The organism is Candidatus Pseudothioglobus singularis PS1, from assembly GCF_001281385.1.
Lineage (GTDB): Bacteria > Pseudomonadota > Gammaproteobacteria > PS1 > Pseudothioglobaceae > Pseudothioglobus > Pseudothioglobus singularis.
On sequence record NZ_CP006911.1, the window covers coordinates 354474 to 380146 of the forward strand.

The following is a 25673-nucleotide window of genomic DNA, read 5'->3' on the forward strand; positions in this document are numbered from 1 at the left end:
ACTGGCTGTTTTACGATTAATTTGATATAATATTTCGCTGTTTAGTTGAGGATAAACAATGCTCGAAAATTATTTACCAATTATCGTATTTATTTTCCTAGGAATTGCCTTTGGAGTAGGCCTCACAGTCGTGGGCTATCTTTTAGGTCCAAGTAATCCTAGCGAAGAAAAAAACTCACAGTTTGAGTGTGGATTTCCAGCTTTTGATGACTCACGCATGCACTTCAATATTCGATACTATCTGGTAGCTATTTTGTTTGTGCTTTTTGATCTCGAGGTGGCTTTTTTCATCCCCTGGGCTGTGGTTCAGGCTAAGTTAGGCTGGTTTGGTTTTGTTGCAATGTCTATATTTTTATTGCTTCTGGTAGTTGGCTTTATCTTTGAGTGGAAAAAAGGGGCTCTAGAGTGGGAATAATGAGGATTAAATATGGCTATTGAAGGCTTAATGAAAGAAGGCTTTGTTACCACTTCACTTGACAAAGTTATTAACTGGGCAAGGACTGGATCGCTATGGCCAATGACATTTGGCCTTGCTTGTTGTGCTGTCGAGATGATGGAGGCAGGTTCATCGCGTTACGACTTGGATCGTTTTGGAATCGTTTTTAGGCCAACCCCTCGCCAGTCAGATTTAATGATCGTGGCTGGAACACTCACAAATAAGATGGCTCCTGCATTAAGGAAGGTTTATGATCAAATGCCAGAACCCAAATATGTTTTATCAATGGGCTCATGTGCAAATGGAGGTGGTTACTATCATTACTCTTATGCTGTAGTTAGAGGATGTGATCGAATTGTTCCTGTTGATGTCTATGTTCCCGGATGCCCTCCAACAGCAGAAGCACTTTTATATGGAATTCTTCAGTTACAAGACAAAATCCGAAGAACCAACACGATTGCTCGAACCTAAGTTATGAAAGAATTAAAGCAAAAATTATCCAAAGCCTTTGGTAAAAAAAATGTGACTGAAGCCTATGATGAACTTACCCTCGTTATTAATAGTGACAACGTTGTTGAGGTATGTCATAAGCTTAAAGATGAATTTAAATTTGAAATTTTGATAGATCTTTGTGGAGTTGACTACTTAACCTATGGTGAATCTGACTGGAATGGAAATGCAAGTTCATCTGGATTTGGCAGGGCTCGACAAGCGCAAAAATCAACCAATCAAAAAGACCAGCGCTTTGGTGTTATTTACCATCTTTTATCAGTGTCAAGTAATCAGAGACTTAGAGTCAAGGCTCTTCTTTCTACTGATAATTTAATGATTCAATCTGTGACTAAAATCTGGAACTGTGCAGACTGGTTCGAAAGGGAGGCTTTTGATTTGTTTGGAATTTTATTTGAGAATCATAATGACCTCAGAAGGATTCTGACTGATTACGGTTTTGTGGGCCACCCTCTTAGAAAAGATTTCCCAATGATTGGTGAAGTTGAAATGAGATACGATGACCAGCTTGGAAGAGTGGTTTATGAGCCTGTGAGTATTGAGCCTAATGTTAATGTTCCAAGAGTGATAAGGAAGTAAGTATGTCAGAAATGAAAAATTACACGCTTAACTTTGGTCCTCAGCACCCCGCTGCGCATGGAGTCCTTAGGCTTATTCTAGAGCTGGATGGTGAGGTTGTAGAGAGGGCAGATCCGCACATTGGACTTTTGCATCGCGGCACTGAAAAATTAGCTGAATCTAAGCCATATAACCAATCCATTGGTTATATGGATCGCCTCGATTATGTATCGATGATGTGTAATGAGCATGCATACGTGATGAGTATAGAAAAAATGCTTGGACTCAAGGTCCCCGAGCGTGCTGAATACATTAGAGTGATGTTTGATGAAATTACTCGAATAATGAATCACCTGATGTGGATTGGAACTCATGCTTTTAGATGTTGGCGCGATGAGCGTATTTTTATATGCCTTTCGTGAGCGTGAAACATTGATTGATTGCTATGAAGCTGTCAGTGGATCAAGGATGCATGCGACTTATTATAGGCCAGGTGGAGTTTACAGAGACTTGCCTGATACCATGCCTCAATATCTAGACTCAAAATTAAGGTCTGAAGAAAAACTCAAAGAGATTAACGAAAACCGTCAAGGCTCACTGCTTGACTTTATTGAGGACTTTGCAAAGAATTTTCCAAAAAGTATTCAGCAATATTCTGATCTTTTAACTGATAACAGGATTTGGAAACAAAGACTCGTCAATATAGCAATAGTCTCCCCAGAGAGAGCAATGCAGCTTGGTTTTACTGGTGCTATGTTGAGAGGCTCAGGAGTTGAATGGGACATTCGTAAAAACGAACCTTATTCAGTTTATGATAAATTAGATTTTGAAGTTCCTGTTGGTGTGACAGGTGATTGCTATGATCGATATCTAGTCAGAATGGAAGAGATGCGCCAATCAACGAACATTATTAATCAGTGTGTTGCTTGGCTTAAAGCTAATCCTGGACCGGTGATGTCTGATGATCACAAAGTAACGCCGCCAAACAGAGAAGACATGAAGGATGATATGGAGTCACTGATTCATCACTTCAAATTATTTACTGAAGGTTACTGCTTACCTGAGGGAGAAGCCTATACAGCAGTAGAAGCGCCAAAAGGTGAATTTGGTGTTTATATGGTTTCAGATGGAGCAAATAAGCCTTACAGAGTTAAAATTAGAGCGCCGGGGTTTGCACATTTAGCAGCAATGGACGAGATGTCTAGAGGTCATATGCTATCTGATGTTGTTACTATAATTGGCTCTCAAGATATTGTTTTTGGTGAGGTAGATCGATGATTTCTGAGCAAGCAAAAAAAGAGATTGATCTTTGGGTTTCTAAATATCCAGAAGGTCGCGGTAGTTCCGCAGTCATGCAAGCTTTAACAATTGTTCAAAAAGAGAATGGTGGAAGCTTAAATGGTGACTTGATGCAAGCTGTTGCTGACTACTTAGACATGCCAGCAATTAGTGTCCAAGAAGTTGCAACATTTTATGAAAACTATAACCATAAGCCAGTTGGAAAACATGTTATTCGATTCTGTCACAACATTTCTTGCATGCTCAATGGATCAGATGAGCTGATTTCCTACTTAGAAGATAAGCTCGAAGTTAAAACAGGACAGGTCAGCAAAGATGGTTTAGTTAGTGTCAAGAAGGTTGAATGTCTGGGCGCTTGTGTCGGCGGCCCAATGTGCCAGATTGGTGACCAATACCATGAGCATCTAACAACTAATAAACTAGATAAAATTTTGGAAGATTTAAAATGAATGAAGTTTGCTTTAAGAATATAGATAAAGAGAATCCAGCAAGTCTTGCAACTTATGAAGCACATGGTGGCTACAAAGTTTGGCGCAAAATTCTTAATGGTGAAATGACACCAGATGAAATTATTGCAGAATTAAAAACCTCAGGACTCAGAGGGCGAGGTGGCGCTGGCTTCCCAACCGGTTTGAAGTGGAGTTTTATGCCTCGAAACCAAGAGGGTCAGAAATATGTCGTTTGTAACTCAGATGAGGGTGAGCCAGGCACTTGTCATGACCGAGATATTCTTAGATACAATCCTCACTCTGTGATTGAGGGTATGGCGATTGCTGGATTTGTAATGAATGCATCAGTTGGCTACAACTATATTCGAGGTGAATTTATGGAGCCTTATTATCGCTTTGAAGAGGGCTTAAAAGATGCCTATGAGGCTGGCTTACTTGGAAAGAACCTTAAAGGCGGATCTGTGTCTTTTGATTTATATACTCATCTTGGGGCTGGTGCATACATTTGTGGAGAGGAGACAGCTTTACTTGAGTCCCTCGAGGGCAAAAAAGGGCAGCCAAGATTTAAACCTCCTTTTCCAGCCAACGTTGGACTTTATGGAAAACCAACTACCATTAACAATACTGAAACTTTTGCTTCAGTACCTGAAATCCTTTCAAGAGGTGGACAGTGGTTTGCTGACTTAGGTGTGGAAAATTCTGGAGGAACGAAATGTTTCTCCGTGACTGGCAATGTTAAAAAGCCAGCTAACTTTGAAGTACCAATGGGTACACCATTTTCTAAATTACTAGAATTGGCTGGTGGACTAAAAGAAGGTAGAAAACTTAAAGCGGTTATTCCAGGGGGCTCATCAACACCGATTTTAACAGCAGATACTGCTATGCAAATGACCATGGATTACGATAGCATCGCAAATGCTGGATCAATGCTTGGCGCGGGTTCAGTCATTGTTATGGACGACACAACATGCATGGTTAAAACTTTGACACGTTTAGCACACTTTTACTATGACGAGTCATGTGGTCAGTGCACCCCTTGCAGAGAAGGGACAGGCTGGCTATATAGAATGCTTCAAAGAATTCTTGACGGAAATGGCAAAAAAGAAGATCTTGATTTACTGTTGTCAGTTGGAGAAAAAATTATGGGAAATACAATCTGTGCTCTTGGAGACGCAGCTGCAACTCCTGTTGAAAGCTTCATTAAACACTTTAGAGAAGAATTTGAGTACTATATTGAACATGGCAGAAGCATGGTTGAAGTGGAACATAATTTAATTGAGGAAGTGGCAAGTGTCTGAAATTGAAATTGAAATTGATGGCCAGCTATTGAGCGCTAATCAAGGCGACTCCATTATTACTATTGCGGATAGAGAAGGAATAGAAGTTCCTCGCTTTTGTTATCACAAAAAGTTGTCAGTTGCGGCAAATTGTAGGATGTGTCTAGTCGATATTGAGGGAGTGCCCAAGGCTCAACCAGCTTGCTCAACTCCTGCTGCGAGTGGTATGAAAATTCATACAAAAAATGATAAAGCCAAGTTTGCTCAAAAAGCAGTCATGGAGTTTTTATTGATTAACCACCCTTTAGATTGTCCTATCTGTGATCAGGGCGGAGAATGCGAACTTCAAGATGTTGCAATGGAATATGGCTCGGATGTTTCGAAATTTAATGAAGGAAAAAGAATCGTTCCAGATAAAGGCATTGGCGCTCTCATTCAAACAGATATGACAAGATGCATACACTGCACCCGCTGCGTAAGATTTGGTGCTGAAGTCGCTGGTATTGTGGAGATGGGTGGAACCGGCAGAGGCGAAGGTGTAAAAATTGAACCTTTTTTGACGGAAGGTATTCAGTCAGAGCTTTCAGGTAATATGATTGACGTTTGTCCAGTGGGCGCTCTCACTTCAAAGCCTTTCAGGTATGAAGCAAGAACTTGGCAAATGAACGCAGTTCAGAGTGTTGCTCGACATGATTTGGTTGGCTCTAATATCTTTACGCAATCATACAGAGGCAAAGTGAAGAGAGTCGTTGCTAGAGACAATGACTCGGTAAATGAAACATGGATTTCTGATAGAGACCGCTTCTCATATGAGGGTTTAAATCATGAGAGTCGCTCACTTAAACCTAAAGTCAAAAAAAATGGTGAATGGCTGGAAGTTGACTGGCAAGAAGCACTTGCCTTTGCAATTGAAGGGATCAAAAATAATGCAGAGAGACCAGAGCAGTTAGGTGTCTTGGCCTCAAAAAATGCTTCGCTCGAAGAATACTATTTGATGCAAAAATTAGCTCGCAGCTTTGGAACAGAAAATATTGATTTTCGATTAGATCATGCTAATTTGAGTCCTGGAAGTTCGATGGATTCAAGTATTACTCTATCTGAAATTGAGTCAGTAGATCATGCATTAATCTTGAGTTCATATACACGTTTAGAGCAGCCTATGATTAACCATCGTATTAGGAAGGCAGTTATTAATGGCGCAACGGTCAACACAATTAATAGCAAGAAATTTGATTTTAACTTTAAGACAAAAATAGACCTTTTGAGCGCTCCGCAAGCATTATTACCAGCTCTTCAGTCTATTCTTAAGTCTCTCTATCTAAAGACAAAGGCTGATTTGCCTGAACAGCTATCAAAGGTTAACTCCAGTGATGAGCATGACAAGATTGCCAATGATTTAATTGCTTCTGAAAATGGAGTAATTGTTTTAGGAGAACATCTAAAGAGTAATCCTAGTAACTCAGTAATTATTAATACTGTCTCTCAAATTGCACAAATTTCAAATTCAAAAATTGCTAATTTGACGCTTTCAGGTAATGCTCATTCTGCTGAAAAAGTTGGCTTTATTCCAACTAATCAGGGAATGAATGCCTCCTCTATGCTCACTGAGAGTTGCAAAGCATTCTTATTAATGGATGTAGACAGTCAGTATGACTTTTTTAATCCAAAGCTAGCAATGGGTTTATTTAACAAGGATGACGTCTTTGTTGTTTCACTAACAAGTTTTGAAGATCAATCAACCCTTTTAAGTGCTGATGTTATTCTCCCTATGGCTTCTTTTTATGAAACATCTGGAACTCATATCAACTTTGATGGAATAGCTCAGTCATTTAGTGCCTCTGTTAAAAGTCCTGGAGACTCTAAGCCTGGATGGAAAATTATCAAAGTAATGGCAGATTTGCTTGAGCTAGAAGGCTTCAGCTTTGTAGATTCATCACAGGTAGCAGAAGAAGCGCTATTATCCTCAAAGGTGCAGACCCAAATTAATGGCTCCTTTACAGAGAGTTTTGAAGACTCAGATATTACAACGCTATGGCAGTATGCTCCTTACGCAATTGATAATGTGACTCGAAGAGCAAAAGCTCTTCAGGAGTCAAACATAGGAAAGATTAATAGTGCATATATTGCAAAGTCAACAGCAAAGAAATTAAGTCTTAGCCAAGATGATCTTTACCTAGGAGTGCCAGTCTCAATCTCAGATGATGTCGCAGAAGATTGTGTTTTTGTTCACACTAGTCAGGCCAGAAGGGTTTAGGGGGAATCGGTTATGTGGCAATCATTCGTCGAGCTTATTCACCACTTAATACCTTGGTTTAATGGCGGCTTAGCAGACGTAATAATTATTGTAATTAAAGGTTTAGCATTGATCTTTCCTTTAATTATTGCGATGGCGTATATGACCTATGCAGAAAGAAAAGTGATTGGTTTTATGCAGCTAAGAATTGGGCCTAATCGTGTTGGCCCATTTGGCCTTCTGCAGCCATTTGCAGATGTCTTTAAGATGCTATTTAAAGAAATTATTTTTCCCTCAAAGTCAAACATTTACCTATTTTTATTGGCACCTGTTTTAGCATTTGTGCCAGCAGTCGCAGTTTGGGCAGTAGTTCCTTTTGGTGAGGATTTTTATATTGCCAACCTAGATATAAGTCTGCTTTATGTGATGGCAATTGGATCAGTGGGTGTATACGGTATTGTTCTCGCAGGCTGGGCCTCTAATTCAAAATATCCTCTTTTAGGAGCGCTAAGAAGTACAGCGCTTCTTATCTCTTATGAGCTTGTTATAGGTTTTGTTTTAGTAACGGTAGTCATGATTGCGAGTTCAGTCAACCTGAATACTGTGGTTGAAAGTCAATCTGGCGGTATATTGAATTGGTATTGGATTCCATTATTTCCAATGATGATCGTATTCTGGATTGGTGCATTAGTTGAGACGAATAGAGCGCCTTTTGATGTTGTAGAGGGTGAGTCAGAAATTGTTGGAGGAACGCATGTAGAGTATTCTGGAATGCCTTTTGCATTATTTTTTATGGCTGAATACTTCAACATGATATTCATGGCTATGCTTGCGGTTTTGTTATTCTTTGGTGGTTGGCATTCCCCATTTGATGGCATTCCATATCTTGAGAGTTGGTTTGCATTTGTTCCGGATTTAATTTGGCTTTTGGCTAAGATGAGTTTCTTTTTATTCTTGTATTTTTGGATACGTGCCTCATTCCCTAGATTTAGGTATGACCAAATTATGCGATTATGTTGGAAGGTTTTCTTGCCATTGACAATTGTTTGGATATTTGTCGTGGCATTGATGACTCAATTAAATATTGGACCTTGGTTTTAAGGAGAATGAGAAATGATCAATAAAGTTAAAAAATTAGTGAATGACTTTAGCCTTGGTGAGCTACGAACTGGCCTCAAGGTCACAAGTAAAGAGCTTGTTAATAAAAAAATCACTGTCCAATTCCCTGAGGAGCGAACACCGATTTCTCCTAGATTTAGGGGCCTTCATGCCTTGCGTCGTTATCCAAATGGTGAAGAGAGATGTATAGCATGCAAACTGTGTGAAGCAGTCTGCCCAGCAAATGCAATCACAATTGACTCAGAAATGAGAGAAGATGGAACGAGAAGAACAACCCAATATGATATTGATTTATTTAAGTGTATTTTTTGTGGTTTTTGTGAAGAAGCATGCCCAGTTGATGCAATTGTTGAGACGCATATCTTTGATTATGCATTCGAGTCAAGAGAGGGAAGTATTATTGATAAAAAAAGCCTATTAGCTATTGGCGATGAAAATGAAGAGGCCATTAATAAGGCTAGATTAGAAGACTCCAAATATAGGTAAGGGCTGTTATGGAATTTACATCAATCTTATTTTATGTGTTCTCGTTTTTCTTTGTCGTGAGCTCATTTGTGATGATTACCTCTAGAAATACTGCAAAAGCAGCACTCTGGCTCATCCTGACTTTTTTCAGTGCAGCAAGTCTCTGGCTACTTCTTGAAGCAGAGTTTTTGGCTATCACACTCATATTGATTTATGTGGGTGCTGTTATGGTTCTTTTCATGTTTGTAATCAAGATGCTGGACACAGAGCAGTCAACACTTAGAGCTCAGTTTACGCGTTATCTTCCTCTGGGTATTTTTGTATCCATTGTAGTCATTGTTCAAATGGCCCTAGTTTTGAACGCTGGTCCTTTCGATCTTGAGGTAGTAGGAATGCCAGAAAAACATGGTTCATCTTATAGCAATATTACTGCTATTGCTGAGCAGCTTTATACAATCTATGTCTATCCATTTGAACTCGCAGCGATACTTCTATTGATTGCAATTATTGCAGCAATAACCCTAGTTCACAGGAATCAGATTAATAGTAAGAAACAAATTATTTCAGAGCAAATCAACGTTCAAGCAAAAGATAGGATGAAGTTTGCTACTATCAATAAAGATAAAGTTAAGGAGTCAAAATGATAGCACTTTCTGACTACCTGATTCTCAGCTCAATTGTTTTTTGTATTGGTCTTGCTGGAATATTTATCAATAGAACAAACATCATCATGATATTGATGTGTGTTGAGTTAATTTTGGCGGCAGTTAATACAAACTTTATTGCCTTTTCTTTTTATGGCTCAGATCTGTCTGGACAAATATTTGTATTCTTTATTTTGACAGTGGCTGCAGCAGAGGTTGCTATTGGCCTTGCGATTTTGACATTGATGTACAGAAATCGTGGCTCGATAGATATTGATGTCACTAATACTTTGAAGGGGTAGTGATGCTTAATATTTACTTGACCATTGTTCTAGCACCCTTGATTGGCTCTCTGATTGTAGGACTTGCAGGCAATCAATTAGGCAGAAAGTTATCTCATTCTATTACCATTCTGGGCGTTGCTATTTCTACTGTTCTATCTCTATATGTATTCAATCACCACGTTTTAAATGATGCTGATATTTTTAACCAAAATATATACACATGGATGCAAATTGGAAGCCTCAATATTAGTGTAGGGTTTCTAGTCGATAATCTTACCGCGGTGATGCTGGTCGTTGTTTCATTTGTTTCTCTAATGGTCCATATATACACCATTGGCTACATGCATGATGATAAGGGCTACACTAAATTTTTTAGTTACATATCCCTTTTTACTTTTGCAATGTTTACCCTTGTAATCTCAAACAATTTCATGCAGCTCTTCTTTGGATGGGAGGCTGTTGGATTGGTGTCTTATCTTTTGATTGGATTTTGGCATCACAAAGAATCAGCGATTGAAGCAAATCTTAAAGCTTTCCTTGTGAACCGTGTTGGAGACTTTGGCTTCCTTTTAGGAATTGCCTTCGTTCTAATGTTTTTTGGAACGCTTGACTATGCTGAAACATTCAGTCAAAAAGAGCTCATTGTAGGGCAAACATTATTTGGTGATTTTTCTGCTATAACGGTTGTATGTCTTCTACTCTTTGTTGGAGCAATGGGCAAGTCGGCCCAGGTCCCACTCCACGTTTGGCTGCCAGGATCAATGGAAGGCCCAACGCCAATCTCAGCGTTGATTCACGCTGCAACGATGGTTACTGCAGGTATATTCATGGTGTCTCGTATGTCACCTCTATTTGAATTAAGTGATGTAGCATTGACAGTTGTTATGGTTATCGGTGCAATCACTGCATTATTTATGGGATTGCTTGGAATTGTTCAAAATGACATTAAAAAAGTCGTTGCTTATTCAACCCTCTCTCAGCTTGGCTATATGACTGTTGCACTTGGAGTCAGCGCCTACTCTGTTGCGATATTTCACCTCATGACGCATGCCTTTTTTAAAGCGTTACTTTTTTTGGCAGCTGGTTCTGTCATTGTCGCTCTGCACCACGAACAAGATATCAGAAAAATGGGTGGCCTCAGAAAGAAAATGCCTATCACTTATATGACCTCGCTTCTAGGTACGTTGGCTTTAATCGGATTCCCTGGATTTGCAGGCTTCTATTCAAAAGATATGATTATTGAAGCCGTACATTATTCTGATTTGCCTTTTGCAGGATGGGCCTACTTCGCTGTTGTGCTGGGCGTATTTATAACTGCCTTTTATAGTTTGAGATTATTGTTCTTAGTTTTTCATGGTGAATCTAGAGTTGATAGCCATACTGAGGAGCACCTTCATGAGACTGCTCCATCAATAACGGTACCCCTAGTTCTCCTTGCAATACCCTCAGTTGTAATAGGTTACTTTACTATTGAGCCCATGTTATTTGGCGGATGGCTAGAAAATGCAATTACTATCGATTCATCGCACCATGCTTTAGACAAACTTAAAAGTCATTTCCACTCTGCATTCGCACTCATAACTCATTCTGTAGTTACACTTCCATTCTGGATGATGATTGGCGGCGGTATTACAGCGTGGGTGTTTTGTTTGTATCGAACTGATTGGGCAGAGATGATTCAGTCTAAACTCAAGAGAACCAACTATGTGCTGAACTCTCTTTATGGCTTTGATAAGTTAAATGAAATTATCTTTGTGAAGGGTGCACTTAAGATTGGTAATCTCCTTTGGAAGGTCTCAGATATGGCTTTAATTGACAAGCTACTTGTCAATGGGAGTGCGAAATTTACACGTTATTTGGGCGCCTTCATAAGACCTGTTCAGACTGGCTATGTCTACCACTATGCATTCTTTATGATAGTAAGTTTGATGCTTGTTTTGGGTTGGGTGTTAATCGCTTCAGATTATTCATTTTTAAGTTAAGGTAGAAGTATGGATTCATTGCTAAGTATTTTGATTTGGTTGCCTATTTTTGGAGCTGGTGCAGTACTGTTGATTGGAAATAATAGAAGCCAACTTGCAAGATGGGTCAGCGCTGGCATATCAATACTCGTCTTTCTTTTATCTATAAATTTGTTTTTAGACTTTGATACAAATACATCATCGATGCAGTTTGTTGAAAAAATGAGCTGGATTTCTCAGTTTAATATTTTTTATCATCTGGGAATAGATGGAATTTCAATGCCTTTGATTATCTTGACTACTTTTTCTACAATATTGGTCATCATTGCTGGGTGGGAGGTTATTAAAAATAGGGTGGCTGATTACATGGCTGCATTTTTAATGATGGAGGGGATCATTATTGGTGTCTTCTCAGCAATGGACTCAATGCTTTACTATGTTTTTTGGGAAGCTTCATTAATACCAATGCTTCTAATCATAGGAGTTTGGGGTGGTCAAAATCGTGTTTATGCCGCAATTAAGTTCTTTTTGTACACATTCCTAGGTTCGGTATTTATGCTTGTTTCACTCATTTATATGTACAACCTTGGTGGTTCATTTGCTATTTCTGATATGCATTCTTTGCCATTAACATTGAGTCAGCAGAGCTGGATTTTTTGGGCATTTTTCCTTGCATTTGCGGTCAAAGTTCCAATGTTTCCAGTTCATACATGGCTTCCTGATGCCCACGTTCAGGCACCAACAGGGGGCTCAGTAATTCTAGCTGCTATTATGTTGAAAATGGGTGGTTATGGATTCTTTAGATTCTCACTACCTATAACGCCAGATGCATCATCCTATTTTTCTTTTGTTGTCATCGTGCTCTCATTAATTGCCATTGTCTATATTGGCTTCGTTGCTTTAGTTCAAAAAGACATGAAGAAATTAATTGCTTACTCCTCAATCTCTCATATGGGGTTCGTTACTTTAGGTGTCTTCGCTTTATTCTCAATTATGAAAATGGACTCAAATGGTGAACTTATATCGATTGCTGGAGCAAGTATTGAAAGTGCATACCTTGGGCTAGAGGGAGCAATGATTCAAATGGTTTCTCATGGCTTCATATCTGCCGCTATGTTCTTGGTAGTTGGCGTGCTATATGATCGTCTTCATTCCAGGGAAATTTCTACTTACGGTGGTGTTGTCAATTCAATGCCAAAATTTACAGGTTTTGCTGTTTTGTTTGCAATGGCAAATGCTGGACTCCCAGGTACCTCCGGTTTTGTTGGAGAATTTATGGTCATCCTAGGTGCGCTTCAAGCAAATTTTTGGTACGCATTTTTAGCTGCTATGACTCTGATAGTTGGTGCGGCATATACACTATGGATGGTTAAACGGGTATTTTGGGGACCAATTGTCAATCCAGATGTAAAAACGCTGAGTGATGTTAACGCCAGAGAATTTGGTGTCCTTTCAATTCTTGCGGTGGCGGTATTGTGGATGGGTATTTATCCTCAGCCCGTAATTGAGGTAATGCATATTTCTATCGCAAACCTTTTAGAGCAGTCCCTTACGACTAAAATACCAGCTATATTATGATGAATTTTAACTTTAATGTTTCAGAACTAATCTTTATTTTGCCGGAGCTTTTTCTCCTAAGCGCAATTTCTTTTATTTTATTATTTGATTTATTTGTTAGTGAGAAATACAAAAAATATTCTTATCATTTGTCTCAATTGGCGCTAATAATTACAGGTTTTCTTGCGTTTAATCTAATTGGTGAGAGCGCAACTATTTTCTCTGGGACATTCGTGCTGGATAATTTAGGCTCAACCTTTAAAGTATTTGTTCTTGGGTTTTCAGTGATTGCGCTTGTTTACTCTCGTCAATACCTTATAGTCCATGAGCTATTAAGGAACGAATATTTCATTCTTGCGCTAATGTCCATCCTTGGAATGATGATTATGATATCTGGACATAGCCTCCTTACTTTGTATTTGGGATTGGAAATAATGTCACTCTCACTTTATGCACTTATAGCAACTGCAAGGGATAGAGCCTTTGCGATTGAGGCAGCATTAAAGTATTTTGTTTTAGGTGCTATTGCTTCAGGCTTGCTGCTGTATGGAATGTCGATGATCTATGGCATAACTGGTGGCTTAGATATTGCCCAGATATCAAATTTTGCAAGTTCATCCACACTAGAATCTCAAGAAACATTGATTCTTAATTTTGGTCTAGTTTTTCTTGTAATCGGTGTTGCTTTCAAACTTGGTGCAGTTCCTTTTCATATGTGGGTGCCAGATGTCTATCAAGGCTCACCTACTTCAGTCACAATGTTTCTATCAACGGTTCCAAAGATTGCGGCAGTTGCCTTATTAGTTCGACTGCTTATTGATGGTTTGGGTAATTTTCAGCAGTATTGGGCTGATTTATTTATGATCCTAGCTGTCCTTTCCATTGCTATCGGATCGCTAGTTGCATTGACTCAAGTGAATATTAAAAGAATGCTCGCTTATTCAACTATATCGCATGTAGGGTTTGTACTCCTGGGCTTTATGACAGGAGTTTTAGAGGGTTATGGTTCAGCTGTATTTTATGTATTGGCTTATATTCTAATGAGTCTAGCAGCTTTTGGGTCCATCATAGCGCTGAATAGAAATGGTTTTGAAGCTGACCAAGTTTCAGACTTTAAAGGCCTTAGTAAGCACTCTCCATGGTTTGCTCTAATTATGCTTGTGGTAATGCTGTCAATGGCAGGAGTTCCTCCTTTTATTGGGTTTTATTCTAAGCTATTTATCCTTCAACAGGTGATATCTGAGGGTTACGTCATTCTGGCAGTCGTAGCAGTTATTTTTGCAGTCATCAGTGCTTATTATTATTTACAAGTCATTAAAACCATGTACTTTGACGAGTCAGATAAAGAAATTATTGTCTCCGCTCCAATTGATCTAAAGGTTGTTCTGTCCTTAAATGGTATCCTGATATTAATCATTGGCTTAATGCCGAGTTTTTGGATGAATCTATCTGTTTCACTCTTCTAACTGACCCAAGTTTTTATTAGATTTTCTGTAGAATGGCTTTATGATTATTGCGCATCGTGGAGTCTCATTTACATTCCCTGAAAACTCTCTGCCAGCCTTTGAGGCATCTTGGGAGCTCGGTGTTGATGGAATCGAAGGCGACTTCCATTTAACTAAAGATGGTGAAATTATTTGTATCCATGATGATGACACTGAGAGAGTCTGCAACACTAAGGCGGTGATCCACAACTCAACTCTTAAAGATTTAAAAGAATTAGAACTAAGTTCTAAAGGAGACTCTAATCTCAATCTAAAAATTCCGACATTGTCTGAGGTAATCCAGAGCGCTCCAAAAGGAAAGAAAATTTTCATTGAAATCAAGTGTGGCCCTGAAATTCTCTCTCCGCTTTTGAATCAGCTTTCCAATTCTGAAATGAGTCCAGATGATATAGTGGTTATTTCATTTCATTCTGATGTGATAAAAGAGTTAAAGGCATTAAATCCAGTTTACAAAGGATTTTTTCTTTATTCTTGTGAGGATGGCCGAGATTTTGATAGATTAATTGATGAGGCTTTAGAGATAAATGCGAATGGAATCTCAACTGACAATGAATCTTCAAAATTATTTGTGGATAAAGTGATTGATGCTGGCTTAGAGTATCACTCTTGGACGATAGATGATGCAGATATCGCATTAAAGTTAATCGAGTGGGGAGCAAGTTCAATTACCACCAACGATCCTGAATCAATAATGAAAAGGATTAAGGGCTAAATTAAATTTATTCCTTGACGTTCTATCTTCAAGAGACTTAAAATGCAGGCTCTTATCATTTGTGATTCTTAACTTACTGTGTCCAATAATCTATCGGCAAGCGTTATCACGGCAATATTAGCGGCATTCTTTTTCTCTCTTGCTGCTACAGTAGTCCCGTATTTTTATGGAGTCGGAGGAACTGTATTCCTTCTTCTCTCGGTACGCTATGTCAGCACCTTTATATTTGCAAGCATTCTAAATAAGTCACCTAAGAAAGCTAAAAGTAGATCAGCTCATACTAGACTCATCTTAATAAGTCTGTTCCAGGCCCTCTTTATTTCTTCTTACATGTATTCAATCAAGTTAATTCCGCTGAGCCTTGCTGTAGTCGTGATTTACACGTTCCCTATCATTACCTTTTTTGTAAATTCTCTTATCAAAAGTAGATCCATTGATCTTTTATCAGTTGCCGCTCTATTAGTTTCGCTATTTGGTATTTGGGTTTTGGTTCAGGGCGACTCAAGTGATTGGAATTTGTGGGGCATATTTTGGGGATTGGTTGCCTCCTGCGCTCAAGTCACAGTCAACATTCTATCCAGGCACGATAGCGTTGAGTCTGGTTGGGGACTCGTTAAATACATAACAGTCTTGCCTTCATTAATATTTGTATCCATATACTTTATCCTGAATTCGGATCCAATTGCATCGGTCTCATCTGAAATGCTCATGTGGAGTATTCTCTCCGCAATGGGAATGAGTGGAGGCTTCTATTTTTTCTTTAAATCAATCTCTCTCATTGGGCCTGTTAGGACATCTAACGTAATGTATCTAGAGCCAGTATTTACAATACTTTTAGGTGTGATGCTTTTGCAAGATGCCCTTGGGATGAGTCAGTGGGTCGGTATGTTTATCATTTTTATTGCAACCATTTCTCTAGAACGATGGGGTAAAAAGTATAATTAAAACAATTATCGGTATTGTTTGAGGAGGAATCAGTGGATTCACCGATCTGGAAACCAAATGAGTCTCAAATTCGTAACGCGAATATCACAAAGCTCTTAAGTCATGCGAACCAGAAAGCAGGTCTAGACTTTTCAAATTATTGGGATTTGCATCAGTATTCTATTGATCACTCTGATAAGTTTTGGCGATTGGTTGCGGATTATTGCGGTGCTATAGGTGATTTTTCAGGCCCTGTGCGAGTGGGCGAGTCGATGATTGATACCAAATGGTTTCCTGAAGCGTCCTTAAATTTTTCTGAAACTATGCTGGCACGTCGCGACAAAGCAGATGCGATCGTTTTTCGAGGTGAGAACAAGGTCGAATTACGCCTTTCTTTTAATGATCTCTATGAGCAAGTTGCCAAAGTTCAAGCACATATGAAGGCTTGTGGTGTTGGCCCAGGAGATCGAGTTGCAGCCTTTCTCCCAAATCATCCTGCGGCTATTATTGGTATGCTCGCTACAAGTTCAATTGGAGCGATTTGGTCTAGCTGCTCGCCTGATTTTGGTAAGCAAGGTGTTTTGGATCGTTTTGGGCAGATTGAGCCCAAGTTGATTTTTGTTGTTGATGGCTATTATTACAATGGAAAAGCGCATGACACAATTGAGAGAGTTAAGGGATTTTTAGATAATTTACCTTCAATCGAAAATATCATAATGGTTGAATATATTCAAACATATCAGGGCGATATAGAGAGCTGTTCAACTCTTTTGGAGGTGTTATCAAACCAACCAGAGAATGAAGTCGTGTTTACGCATGTCCCTTTTGATCATCCACTTTGTATACTCTATTCTTCAGGCACGACGGGCGCGCCTAAGTGCATAGTCCATGGCCACGGAGGCACACTTTTACAGCATCTTAAAGAGCTTCAGCTACATGCCGATGTTCGCGAAGATGATCGAGTATTTTATTTCACAACTTGTTCTTGGATGATGTGGAACTGGTTGGTTTCAGCTTTAGCTAGTAAGGCAACGGTAATGCTATATGATGGCTCACCATTTTATCCAGGACCGAGAACACTTTGGGATTTTGCAGAGGCTGAAAAATTTACGTTATTTGGCACTTCAGCTAAGTATGTTGAGGCGTTACAAAAAGTGGGCTTCTCTCCGAAATCTGAACACAATCTTGAGGCGCTTCGTGGCATGGCTTCAACCGGATCACCGCTTTCTGCAGAAGGTTATGATTTTGTGTATTCTGAGATTAAAGATGATCTGCATCTCGCATCGATCTCTGGAGGTACAGATATTGTCTCATGCTTTGTTTTGGGCGTGCCGATCCTGCCGGTTTATCGGGGTGAAATACAAGCGCCTGGGCTTGGCATGGATGTGCAAGTTTGGACTGATGAAGGTGAATCTGTTCATCAAGAGCGTGGTGAGCTTATTTGTGCACAATCATTCCCATCTCGCCCGGTGTTCTTTTGGAGTGATGAGGGAGATAAGAAATATCATTCTGCCTACTATGAAAATTTTGAAAATGTTTGGGCCCATGGTGATTTTGCGGAAATCACAGAGCATGGCGGCGTTGTGATTTATGGGCGTTCGGATGCGGTCCTTAATCCTGGAGGTGTTCGCATTGGTACTGCAGAGATTTACCGTCAAGTAGATAAAGTTGAGGCGGTACTTGAGAGCATCGTGATTGGGCAGGAATGGAAAAATGATGTACGTGTTGTGCTTTTTGTGAAGATGCGCGAAGGGCAGGAGCTTACAGATGTTCTCATTAAGGGGATTAAGTCAACTATCCGCACAGAGTGCACACCGAGACATGTTCCAGCAAAGATATTAGAAGTTGGTGATATTCCTAGAACAAAATCCGGAAAAATCGTAGAGATTTCGGTTCGTGATATAGTGCACGGGCGTGAGATTAAAAACAAGGAGTCGCTTGCAAACCCTGAGGCTTTAGAGTTTTTTAAAAACCGTGTAGAGCTCCTATCAATTTGAGCTATCTAAACTAATTACATATTATGAAAATAGTCATAGCTCCTGATTCTTTTAAAGAAACACTCTCAGCATTTGAGGTTGCCAGTACTATTGAGTCAAGCTTTCAAAATGTTTTTCCAGAGGCTGAAATCATTAAGATTCCAATCGCTGATGGTGGTGAAGGCACAGTCGAGGCAATGGTAAGAGCAACTGATGGAAGTTTTGAGTTCTCAGAGGTCGAAGGGCCAATGGGTAATATCACAAGTGCTAAGTGGGGGATGCTTGGAAACTCAAAAACAGCTGTGATTGAGATTGCAGAAGCATGTGGCTTGCATTTAGTTCAAGCAAACAAAAGAAACCCAATGACTGCTTCCAGTTTTGGAGTCGGACAGCTTGTAGTCGCCGCGCTAGATAAAGGAGCAAAAAAAATCATTATTGGTCTTGGAGGAAGCGCTACTAATGATGGAGGATATGGATTTTTAAGGGCAATCGGTGTTCAGTTTTTGGACTCTGAAGGCAATGAATTGAATGGTCATTTTGAAACTCTAAGCTTGTTATCTGATATTAATTTCAATCATATAGATACACGAATAAAGAACACATCTATCGAGATAGCCTGTGATGTAGATAACCCGCTTTTAGGAGAAAAAGGCGCCTCTAAAGTTTTTGCAGCGCAAAAGGGCGCGAGCAATAAAATGATTGAAGAGCTAGAGTCAATCATGACTAACTATTATGAGATCATCTCAAGTCAGTTAGGCAGTCAGTTAAATGATCGGCCTGGGTTCGGTGCTGCTGGCGGGCTAGGTTTTGGCATTTCAGCTTTCATAAATTCAGAACTTAAGAGCGGAATTAACATTGTCCTCGAGGCGCTCAACTTTAATCAATATTTATTGGATGCAGATCTAGTGATTACTGGGGAGGGCCGGATTGATAGTCAAAGCAAAAGAGGCAAGGCTCCAATTGGCGTTATTAAATATGCAAATCAGTTGAACTGCAAAGTTATTGTCATTGCAGGCTCAGTTGATGATCCAAAAACTTTTAATCAAAAGTTCAATGTAACTAACTCGTACGGCATTGTTAATGCAAAGTTTTCAATTGAAAAGGCTTTTGAGGACCCTTATGGGTGCCTTAAAAGTGTCTCTCAAAAAGCTGCAGAGGATTTCAAAGTTTTAGTAACCTAATTCAGGGTTAACGAGATTATTAAGGCCCTCATGTGCAATATATCTGCGCATATTCATCATCACCAAATCGAGCGTCAGTGGGATATAGGTGTCACCATCATCGGCTGAGATGTGAGGCATAACCATAAGGTTAGGTGTAGTCCACAGCTTAGAATCTGATGGAAGAGGTTCAGGGTCAAACACGTCAATGATTGCTGCCTTAATGTGGCCAGAGTTTAAGTTATCAACAAGCGCGTCATAGTCCATTGTTGCCGCTCTACCAACATTAATGATTCCTACTCCAGGCTTCATTAACGATTGACGTCTTTTATCCAAAAGGTTATAAGTCTCCTTTGTGTTTGGCGTTGACATAAATATATAGTCAGCAAGGGGAAGTACTTCATCGAGCTCATCTTGAGTGACCATTTGGTCAATATCATCTAGATCTTTTCCGTGACGACTCGCACCAATCACATTCATTCCAAGAAGCTTACACTTTTGAGCAGCCGCATAACCAATGTTTCCAACTCCAATAACAAGTAAAGTTTTTCCGACGATGGGAGAAGAGTATAGAGACTCCCAATGATTACTCTGTTGATTTCTGACTATTTCAGGAATATGAGTGTGCAGCATTAGAACGCTCATCAGTCCAAACTCTCCAGCCTTAGCAGAATGAACACCTCTATTATTTACAACAGAGACATTTTCAGGAACCCAATCCATCGGACATAAATGCTCAACCCCAGCACCAATGATATGTATCCACTTTAAATTAGGAGCAATTTCCGATAGATTTTCAGTCGGAAAATCCCAGCAAACAAGGACTTCAGCTGTCTTCATGGACTCATAAAAGTTATCAAGATCCCAGTCAAAAATAGGTTCAATCTTATGGATGAGGTCAGGGTAATTTGTAATTGCTTTATCGAACCGCTCTTTAGTCATTGCAAAAACATTCTCTCCCTCTATAGTTGGAGGGAATGAATCAGGATTGGCATGATTACTCTTAAAATGAACTCTTATTTTTTTATCACTCTTCATAGCTTGTTTTGCATGAGTTTAAGGATTTTCTCTTGACTGAATTTCTTTTAATTTATTTGTGACGATTTCAACTCTCTCTTTTTCAGATTTTCCATCTACTTCAAACTGAATTTTAATGAATTCATGAGCAAGTTTGCTGAAGAAGTCATTTTCATCTTGAACACTGCTTGGAATATTAATTACTGAATCTCCCCCGTAGGTTGGTATAGGCGAGTCTTTTAATTCGGTTACTTTTAATGGCTCTTTGCCTGCATCTAGACTTCTGATTTGTTCCCTAATTTTTTGGCGCATCATTGCAACGCCCTGATCACTAGCCAGTAAGTTTTCATTTTTATGAATATTGATTGGACCCATGCCCTCGCATGCCTCTCTATCTGCTGGAAATCTTTGGCGCTGCTCATAAGGACGATCGAATATCTCACCTTGCTCAATAAGTTCTGGACCCTCTGGAGTATTGTATTCTTGAGGGTCACCCCGTTCACCAAAATTTGCCCATGCATAGCAAATGGTAGTTTCATCATCAACTGGGACAACCCATCTTGTGAATGAGCTGCGCCCATAAAGTATTTGCCTGGTTCCATCAGCCGCAAATGCTGCGCCGGCTTGCGTAAAGTTTGGCAGAACAACCTCATTAACTCTAAACCAGACATTGTCCCCCACCCTTCTTGTGTTGCATCCAAGAATCCAATTATCACGTTCAAAAAAATCAATTTGGCCTACTTCACCAAAACCTTCAGAGAACTGTTGACGACTCATATTAGAGTGAAGAAATGATGTATGTATTGGGTCAACTATTGCATCAAGTACTTGAAGCCAATTGCAATCAAATGGAGCCTTGTATGGAACCATTTCCATGCCATCAAAATCTAGACTGTCGTAGTTAGGAAACTCAGGCTTTTTTTCTATTGGCCCTAGATAGGCAAAAATAAGACCTTTGAATTCATGAGTTGGATAAGCACCAAGTCTTACCTTTTGCTTTATAAAGTCTTGAGTATGCTCTGGCTGTCCTGGCACCTCTAAAATGGAACCATCAACATCAAAATGCCACCCATGATAGCAGCAGCTAATACCTGTTTTTTGACAAATTCCAAATTCAAGTGACGCTTGTCGATGTGGGCAATGCTTGTGAACTAAGCCTAACTGTAAACTCTGGTCTCGGAATAAAACTAACTCCTCACCTAGGATTTTTATTGCTACAGGAAGGTCTCCAAGTTCTGATGAAATAAAAATTGGATGCCAGTATCTTCTGAAGTATTCACCTGCTTTAGTTCCTGGACCAATCCGTGCGATTTCATCATCTATCTCTTTAGAATGTTTTAATTCATAGCCTGAAAAACCTTTTAGATTAATATCTGTGCTATTTTTTTTGATGCTCAAACCTCTATTCCCCAATAATTTATCTGACTTCATTCATTCAAATAATACCAAACATATTTACATATTAATCAATTTTTAATTAAATAATGACCATATTGCCAACTAATTATCAAGTAATTACTTAATATGCAATAATTGGGTTTATAATCTTGATACTTAATAATCAAATTCTAAATATGGATTCATCATTCATTACAGATAACCTTTCTTCTTTTAATAAAGAAGGTGCCCTAAAGCATGGTTTACCAAGCATGGCTTATACCAGTGAAGAATTTTATAAAACTGAATGTCAAACTGTCTTCTCAAATAATTGGGTATTTGTTGGCTTTGCTCATGAATTTAATGAACCTGGCGATGCAGTTCCAGTAAATGTTGCTGGTCAGCCAGTGCTTCTGATTAAGAACGTTAACGGAAGTATCAATGCATTTCATAATTCCTGTTCACATCGTTGCCTTAAAATTGTTGATGAGGCATGCAATGTTGGTTCAATGCTATCTTGCCCATATCATTCATGGACCTATAATCTAGACGGTGATCTTTGCGCCACTCCTTTTTTTGGAGGGAGAGAGCACCAACCTGAAGGATTTAATATGACAGAGCATGGACTTCATTCTGTCAAAATTGCAATCTGGCATGATTGGATATTTGTTAATTTGAATAGTGAATCTCAAGATTTTGAGGAATACGCTAAGCCATTAATTAATAACTTTCAAGACATAGACTTTAAAAAAATGAATCCTGTTGCAACTCTTGATTTTGGTGAGATAGAGACAAACTGGAAATTTTTAATGGAAAATTTCATAGAGCCTTACCATGTTCAGTTTGTTCATAGAACCACAACGAATCAGCCACTTGAAGATCACTACACAATTGTCGATGGTGTCTGTGTTGGAAGTGCAATTGATCTGGATGAAAATGATAAAGTTGAGGGAAGTTTGTCTGTCAGCTCAAGATACCTCACCCTATTTCCAAATTTTATAATTGGGCGATATTTCCCTGATCAGATTGGGGTTTATTTAAATGTACCAACTGATTCTGGACACACCCTTCAAAAAAGAGTTATCTACACAACAGATGGGAAAGCTATTTCGGATAAAAGTGTAGAGGAGATTAAGAAGTTGTGGTGGGATGTTCATAAAGAAGATCATGCGATTTGTGAAAAAATGCAGCTCGGAAGATTGTCCCCAGCTTCAAAGAATGGCGGTTTACTTTCTCCCTTCTGGGAGGATAGTGTCAGAGCCTTTCAGCAAATGATTGCTGATGCTGTAACCAAATAAATATTATTAATGAGGAGTAATGATGGCAGATGAAAATTTTAATAGTGACTATAGATTAGCACACACGATGATGCGGGTACTGGATTTAGATAAATCAATCCACTTTTATTGCGACATACTGGGAATGAATGTTCTCAGAAAAACGGACTACCCGGGAGGGCGATACACTAATGCGTTTGTAGGGTACGGGCCAGAGATAGAATTTCCAGCACTGGAGCTCACTCATAACTGGGATCAAGAGGCTCACTATGACAAAGGAAATGGATGGGGTCATATCTGCATTGAAACGCCAGACGTTTATAAGGCTGTTGAGGATTTAGAAGCCAGTGGAGCCAAAATACTGAGTCCAGCAAAGCCGATGAATGCTGGCACTCGAATACTCGCATTCATTGAGGATCCAGATGGATACGTTGTCGAATTAAATGAAAAACTTGAACTAACTGAATAAGGAAAAATAATGAAAGAGAATAAACCACAATTATACAAATTTAGTGAAATTGAGCACCGCCTGCACACCTTAGAGCCAGGTAAAAGTTATATCAAACCATTTGTTACAAGCGCTGTAAGTGACACGATGTGTGGCGGTCTAAATTTTTTAAACGAAGTATCTGTTCCTTGGGAGCTGACGTGTGATGAGATTATTTACTGCATGGAAGGTACATTTAGGTTGACTTGTGATGGCGTAGCTTATGAATGCAGTCCTGGTGATGTGCTATATGTACCAAAAGATAATTCGATTGCCTATGAGTGTGATGAGAAGTGCGTCATTTTTTATGCGGCCTATCCTCATGATTGGAAGCAGCAAGCTGGCATAACGTTTGTTCCTGGAATAGATCCAGAAGATATGCCACAAAATTAGGCTATTAAGATGAGTAACTCGAGTAGTCGTTTAATTAATTTAAATCAAGTTAATGATAAAGCAAGTGATTTAAGTTCACAGCTGCCGACACGAGACACCCTTAAGGATAAATTAAATCAACAAATTATTGATTTACTTGAATTAGATGGGCGATTACCTTTTAAAGAGATCGCTAATAGTCTGAATATTTCTGAAGGCACGGTTAGAAATCGAGTTAACCGAATGAAGGATGCCGGCGTTTTGCAAATCAAAGCTCTTGTCGACCGCTCGGCTATCAATTATTCAACTGATTCCATGTTAGGGATCAAAGTTGCATCTAGCTCAAGTCCAAGCCTCGTAGCTAAAAGACTTGAAAATTGTAATGAAATTGTTTTTATTATGTGGGTTACTGGGCGATATGACTTACTAGTGGAGATTGCATCAGAAAGTGACGACACGCTAAGTAAATTTCTAGAAGAACATTGCTTTAACAACGACGATATAAAAGATGTTGAGGTTATGAAGGGATTATCAACATTTAAAAATCAGTTCTTGTTAAAGTCTCAAGAGAAGCTTTGATAATGAATACAAAAAATAGAAGGAGAAAAATATGACTAAAATTTACCACACAAAGATGGCGGATGCGCTGCCCTCAAAAAAGCGAGTGGCTGAAGAAAAAGCGCGACTTGAAAAAGCCGGCATTAAGTATATCTTGTCATGTTGGATTGATATGCTTGGGCTACCTAAAACTAAGCCAATACCTTTTGCAGAATTTGAAGCATTGTGTGCAGGAAAAGGGCCACAATTTGCTGTACATTCAGTCTCATTTGTTCCAGAATTGGGGCCTAATGATTCGGATCAAATTCCAGTTCCAGATCTAGATAGTCTCGTTATTTGCCCATGGGATAAAACCTGCGTATGGGTTTTTTCTGACTTGTGGTGGGAGGATGAACCTTATAACTTATGCCCTCGACAGACACTCAAAAGAGCTGTTCAAAATGCAGATGATGCTGGTTATAAAGCTTTCTGTGGCATTGAGCCAGAATTTATTGCAATGCGTTATGAAGATGGTCAGCCAGTCAAGGCGATTGATGATGACCCACTTCCAGGTGAAGGCCTGAGACCAAGAAGGCAGGCCTTTGGATATGATGTTGAGTACTCAATTGACTCGATGGAGTTTCTGAAAGAATTAATCGATATTGTTAATGATCTGGGCTGGGAGATGAAGGACGTGGTCTGCGAAGGTGCCTACTCTCAATTTGAGTTAGACTTTACTTATACAAATATTCTACAGATGGCAGACCGATTAGTCTTCTTGAGAGTGCTTCTTAAAGAAGTTGCCAAAAAGTATGGAATGTTTATCACCTTTATGCCGAAGCCAACGATTGGTGACTGGAGATCTGGCGCCCATATTAACTTTAGCATGACAAGCAAAACAGACAATAAGAATATCTTTGAAGGAAAAGATGGTAAGTTTTCTGATGTGGCTTATCACGCTGTTGGTGGCTTAATTAAGCATGGTACTTCAATTACTGCGATAGCCTGTTCTACTGTCAATTCATACAATGGGCTAGTTCCAATTGTAGGCGGTTTTGAGGGCGGCGTTTATACTTGGGCTCCTACGACAATGGCATATGGCGACAATAATCGCTCTTGTATGATTAGACTTCCTCAGAATCGTTTCTGTATTGAAAATCGTGCAGCGGATATGTGCATGAACCCATACCTTTCTCTAGCCATGACAACAGCTTCTGCTTTAGACGGTATTAAAAATAAAATTGATCCAGGCAAGCCATTAAATCTGAATCTGTATACCTTGACTCCTGAAGAAATGGAGGCATCTAACATCAAATCATTGCCTCGCAATCTTCTTGAGGCTATTGAGTCCTTAAATGAAGATGACTTTGCTAGAGAAGTGCTAGGAGATTCGATGCTTCTTCAATTTTTCTCTTATAAGAAAGACGAATGGGATCGATATCATCAGGCAGTAACTGATTGGGAAGTTCAGGAGTTTTTAAGACTCTACTAGATATTAAATCATTACTAAAAAATTAGTACGTTTTTAATTTAAACT

At 39.2% G+C, this 25673-nt stretch carries 24 protein-coding genes and 1 pseudogene; 23 read left to right on the plus strand and 2 right to left on the minus strand.

Going from position 1 to position 25673, the window contains the following annotated elements:
- Positions 1 to 58 precede the first annotated feature (58 nt).
- The 18 genes and pseudogenes from W908_RS01805 to W908_RS01890 all read left to right on the plus strand — a co-directional run bounded on the left by W908_RS01805 (position 59) and on the right by W908_RS01890 (position 19090).
- Complete coding sequence (locus tag W908_RS01805) at positions 59 to 415, plus strand: NADH-quinone oxidoreductase subunit A (protein WP_020023965.1); 357 nt, start codon at positions 59 to 61, stop codon at positions 413 to 415.
- Between the two features lie 12 nt (positions 416 to 427).
- On the plus strand, positions 428 to 907 hold the full coding sequence (locus W908_RS01810; RefSeq protein WP_020023966.1) for a NuoB/complex I 20 kDa subunit family protein: 480 nt from the start codon (positions 428 to 430) through the stop codon (positions 905 to 907).
- A gap of 3 nt (positions 908 to 910) precedes the next feature.
- Positions 911 to 1525 (plus strand): NADH-quinone oxidoreductase subunit C, encoded by a 615-nt coding sequence (locus W908_RS01815; protein WP_020026216.1) that lies wholly within the window; start codon positions 911 to 913, stop codon positions 1523 to 1525.
- Positions 1526 to 1527: 2 nt separating this feature from the next.
- Positions 1528 to 2782: pseudogene (locus W908_RS01820) on the plus strand (NADH-quinone oxidoreductase subunit D).
- Positions 2779 to 3252 (plus strand): NADH-quinone oxidoreductase subunit NuoE, encoded by a 474-nt coding sequence (nuoE, locus tag W908_RS01825; RefSeq protein ID WP_020023969.1) that lies wholly within the window; start codon positions 2779 to 2781, stop codon positions 3250 to 3252. The pseudogene W908_RS01820 and the gene nuoE overlap by 4 nt, the downstream one beginning before the upstream one ends.
- Positions 3249 to 4550, plus strand: coding sequence for an NADH-quinone oxidoreductase subunit NuoF (gene nuoF, locus W908_RS01830; RefSeq protein WP_053819695.1), 1302 nt, complete (start codon positions 3249 to 3251; stop codon positions 4548 to 4550). The genes nuoE and nuoF overlap by 4 nt, the downstream gene beginning before the upstream one ends.
- Entirely contained in the window at positions 4543 to 6783 is a 2241-nt protein-coding gene (nuoG, locus tag W908_RS01835) for an NADH-quinone oxidoreductase subunit NuoG (protein ID WP_053819696.1), read from the plus strand. The genes nuoF and nuoG overlap by 8 nt, the downstream gene beginning before the upstream one ends.
- A 12-nt stretch (positions 6784 to 6795) precedes the next feature.
- Entirely contained in the window at positions 6796 to 7863 is a 1068-nt protein-coding gene (gene nuoH, locus W908_RS01840; protein ID WP_020028362.1) for an NADH-quinone oxidoreductase subunit NuoH, read from the plus strand.
- A gap of 12 nt (positions 7864 to 7875) precedes the next feature.
- The gene (gene nuoI, locus W908_RS01845) at positions 7876 to 8367 is read left to right on the plus strand and encodes an NADH-quinone oxidoreductase subunit NuoI (RefSeq protein ID WP_020023973.1); all 492 of its coding nucleotides are present in this window, start codon (positions 7876 to 7878) and stop codon (positions 8365 to 8367) included.
- Positions 8368 to 8375: 8 nt separating this feature from the next.
- Positions 8376 to 8990: an NADH-quinone oxidoreductase subunit J gene (locus tag W908_RS01850; RefSeq protein ID WP_020028361.1), complete on the plus strand. Its 615-nt coding sequence runs from the start codon at positions 8376 to 8378 to the stop codon at positions 8988 to 8990.
- The gene (gene nuoK / locus W908_RS01855; protein WP_020023975.1) at positions 8987 to 9292 is read left to right on the plus strand and encodes an NADH-quinone oxidoreductase subunit NuoK; all 306 of its coding nucleotides are present in this window, start codon (positions 8987 to 8989) and stop codon (positions 9290 to 9292) included. Before W908_RS01850 ends, nuoK begins: the two co-directional genes overlap by 4 nt.
- A gap of 2 nt (positions 9293 to 9294) precedes the next feature.
- On the plus strand, positions 9295 to 11256 hold the full coding sequence (gene nuoL / locus W908_RS01860) for an NADH-quinone oxidoreductase subunit L (RefSeq protein WP_020026210.1): 1962 nt from the start codon (positions 9295 to 9297) through the stop codon (positions 11254 to 11256).
- Positions 11257 to 11265: 9 nt separating this feature from the next.
- A complete protein-coding gene (locus tag W908_RS01865; protein ID WP_053819697.1) occupies positions 11266 to 12813 on the plus strand; it encodes an NADH-quinone oxidoreductase subunit M in 1548 nt (515 codons plus the stop codon).
- Positions 12813 to 14258, plus strand: coding sequence for an NADH-quinone oxidoreductase subunit NuoN (gene nuoN, locus W908_RS01870; protein WP_053819698.1), 1446 nt, complete (start codon positions 12813 to 12815; stop codon positions 14256 to 14258). The genes W908_RS01865 and nuoN overlap by 1 nt, the downstream gene beginning before the upstream one ends.
- Positions 14259 to 14298: 40 nt before the next feature.
- A complete protein-coding gene (locus W908_RS01875) occupies positions 14299 to 15009 on the plus strand; it encodes a glycerophosphodiester phosphodiesterase (RefSeq protein ID WP_020028358.1) in 711 nt (236 codons plus the stop codon).
- A gap of 78 nt (positions 15010 to 15087) precedes the next feature.
- Positions 15088 to 15954 (plus strand): DMT family transporter, encoded by an 867-nt coding sequence (locus W908_RS01880; protein ID WP_082344996.1) that lies wholly within the window; start codon positions 15088 to 15090, stop codon positions 15952 to 15954.
- Between the two features lie 14 nt (positions 15955 to 15968).
- On the plus strand, positions 15969 to 17930 hold the full coding sequence (locus W908_RS01885) for an acetoacetate--CoA ligase (RefSeq protein ID WP_053819699.1): 1962 nt from the start codon (positions 15969 to 15971) through the stop codon (positions 17928 to 17930).
- Between the two features lie 23 nt (positions 17931 to 17953).
- Complete coding sequence (locus W908_RS01890) at positions 17954 to 19090, plus strand: glycerate kinase (protein ID WP_053819700.1); 1137 nt, start codon at positions 17954 to 17956, stop codon at positions 19088 to 19090.
- On the opposite strand, the gene W908_RS01895 is transcribed toward W908_RS01890, so the two are convergent.
- Complete coding sequence (locus tag W908_RS01895; protein WP_053819701.1) at positions 19079 to 20107, minus strand: D-2-hydroxyacid dehydrogenase; 1029 nt, start codon at positions 20105 to 20107, stop codon at positions 19079 to 19081. The genes W908_RS01890 and W908_RS01895 overlap by 12 nt on opposite strands.
- 18 nt (positions 20108 to 20125) lie before the next feature.
- Positions 20126 to 21517, minus strand: a complete 1392-nt coding sequence (locus W908_RS01900) for an aromatic ring-hydroxylating dioxygenase subunit alpha (protein ID WP_020026203.1) — start codon at positions 21515 to 21517, stop codon at positions 20126 to 20128.
- Positions 21518 to 21660: 143 nt separating this feature from the next.
- Between W908_RS01900 and W908_RS01905 the strand changes: the two genes are divergently transcribed.
- From W908_RS01905 to W908_RS01925, 5 genes are read left to right on the plus strand one after another with little or no spacing between them, the layout of a single operon-like run.
- A complete protein-coding gene (locus W908_RS01905; protein ID WP_020026202.1) occupies positions 21661 to 22761 on the plus strand; it encodes an aromatic ring-hydroxylating oxygenase subunit alpha in 1101 nt (366 codons plus the stop codon).
- A gap of 22 nt (positions 22762 to 22783) precedes the next feature.
- Complete coding sequence (gene gloA / locus W908_RS01910) at positions 22784 to 23209, plus strand: lactoylglutathione lyase (protein ID WP_020026201.1); 426 nt, start codon at positions 22784 to 22786, stop codon at positions 23207 to 23209.
- 9 nt (positions 23210 to 23218) lie between these two features.
- A complete protein-coding gene (locus tag W908_RS01915; RefSeq protein ID WP_020023987.1) occupies positions 23219 to 23620 on the plus strand; it encodes a cupin domain-containing protein in 402 nt (133 codons plus the stop codon).
- Between the two features lie 9 nt (positions 23621 to 23629).
- A complete protein-coding gene (locus W908_RS01920) occupies positions 23630 to 24178 on the plus strand; it encodes an Lrp/AsnC family transcriptional regulator (protein ID WP_020023988.1) in 549 nt (182 codons plus the stop codon).
- Positions 24179 to 24209: 31 nt separating this feature from the next.
- Positions 24210 to 25628, plus strand: a complete 1419-nt coding sequence (locus W908_RS01925; RefSeq protein ID WP_020028353.1) for a glutamine synthetase family protein — start codon at positions 24210 to 24212, stop codon at positions 25626 to 25628.
- The last annotated feature ends 45 nt before the right edge of the window (positions 25629 to 25673 follow it).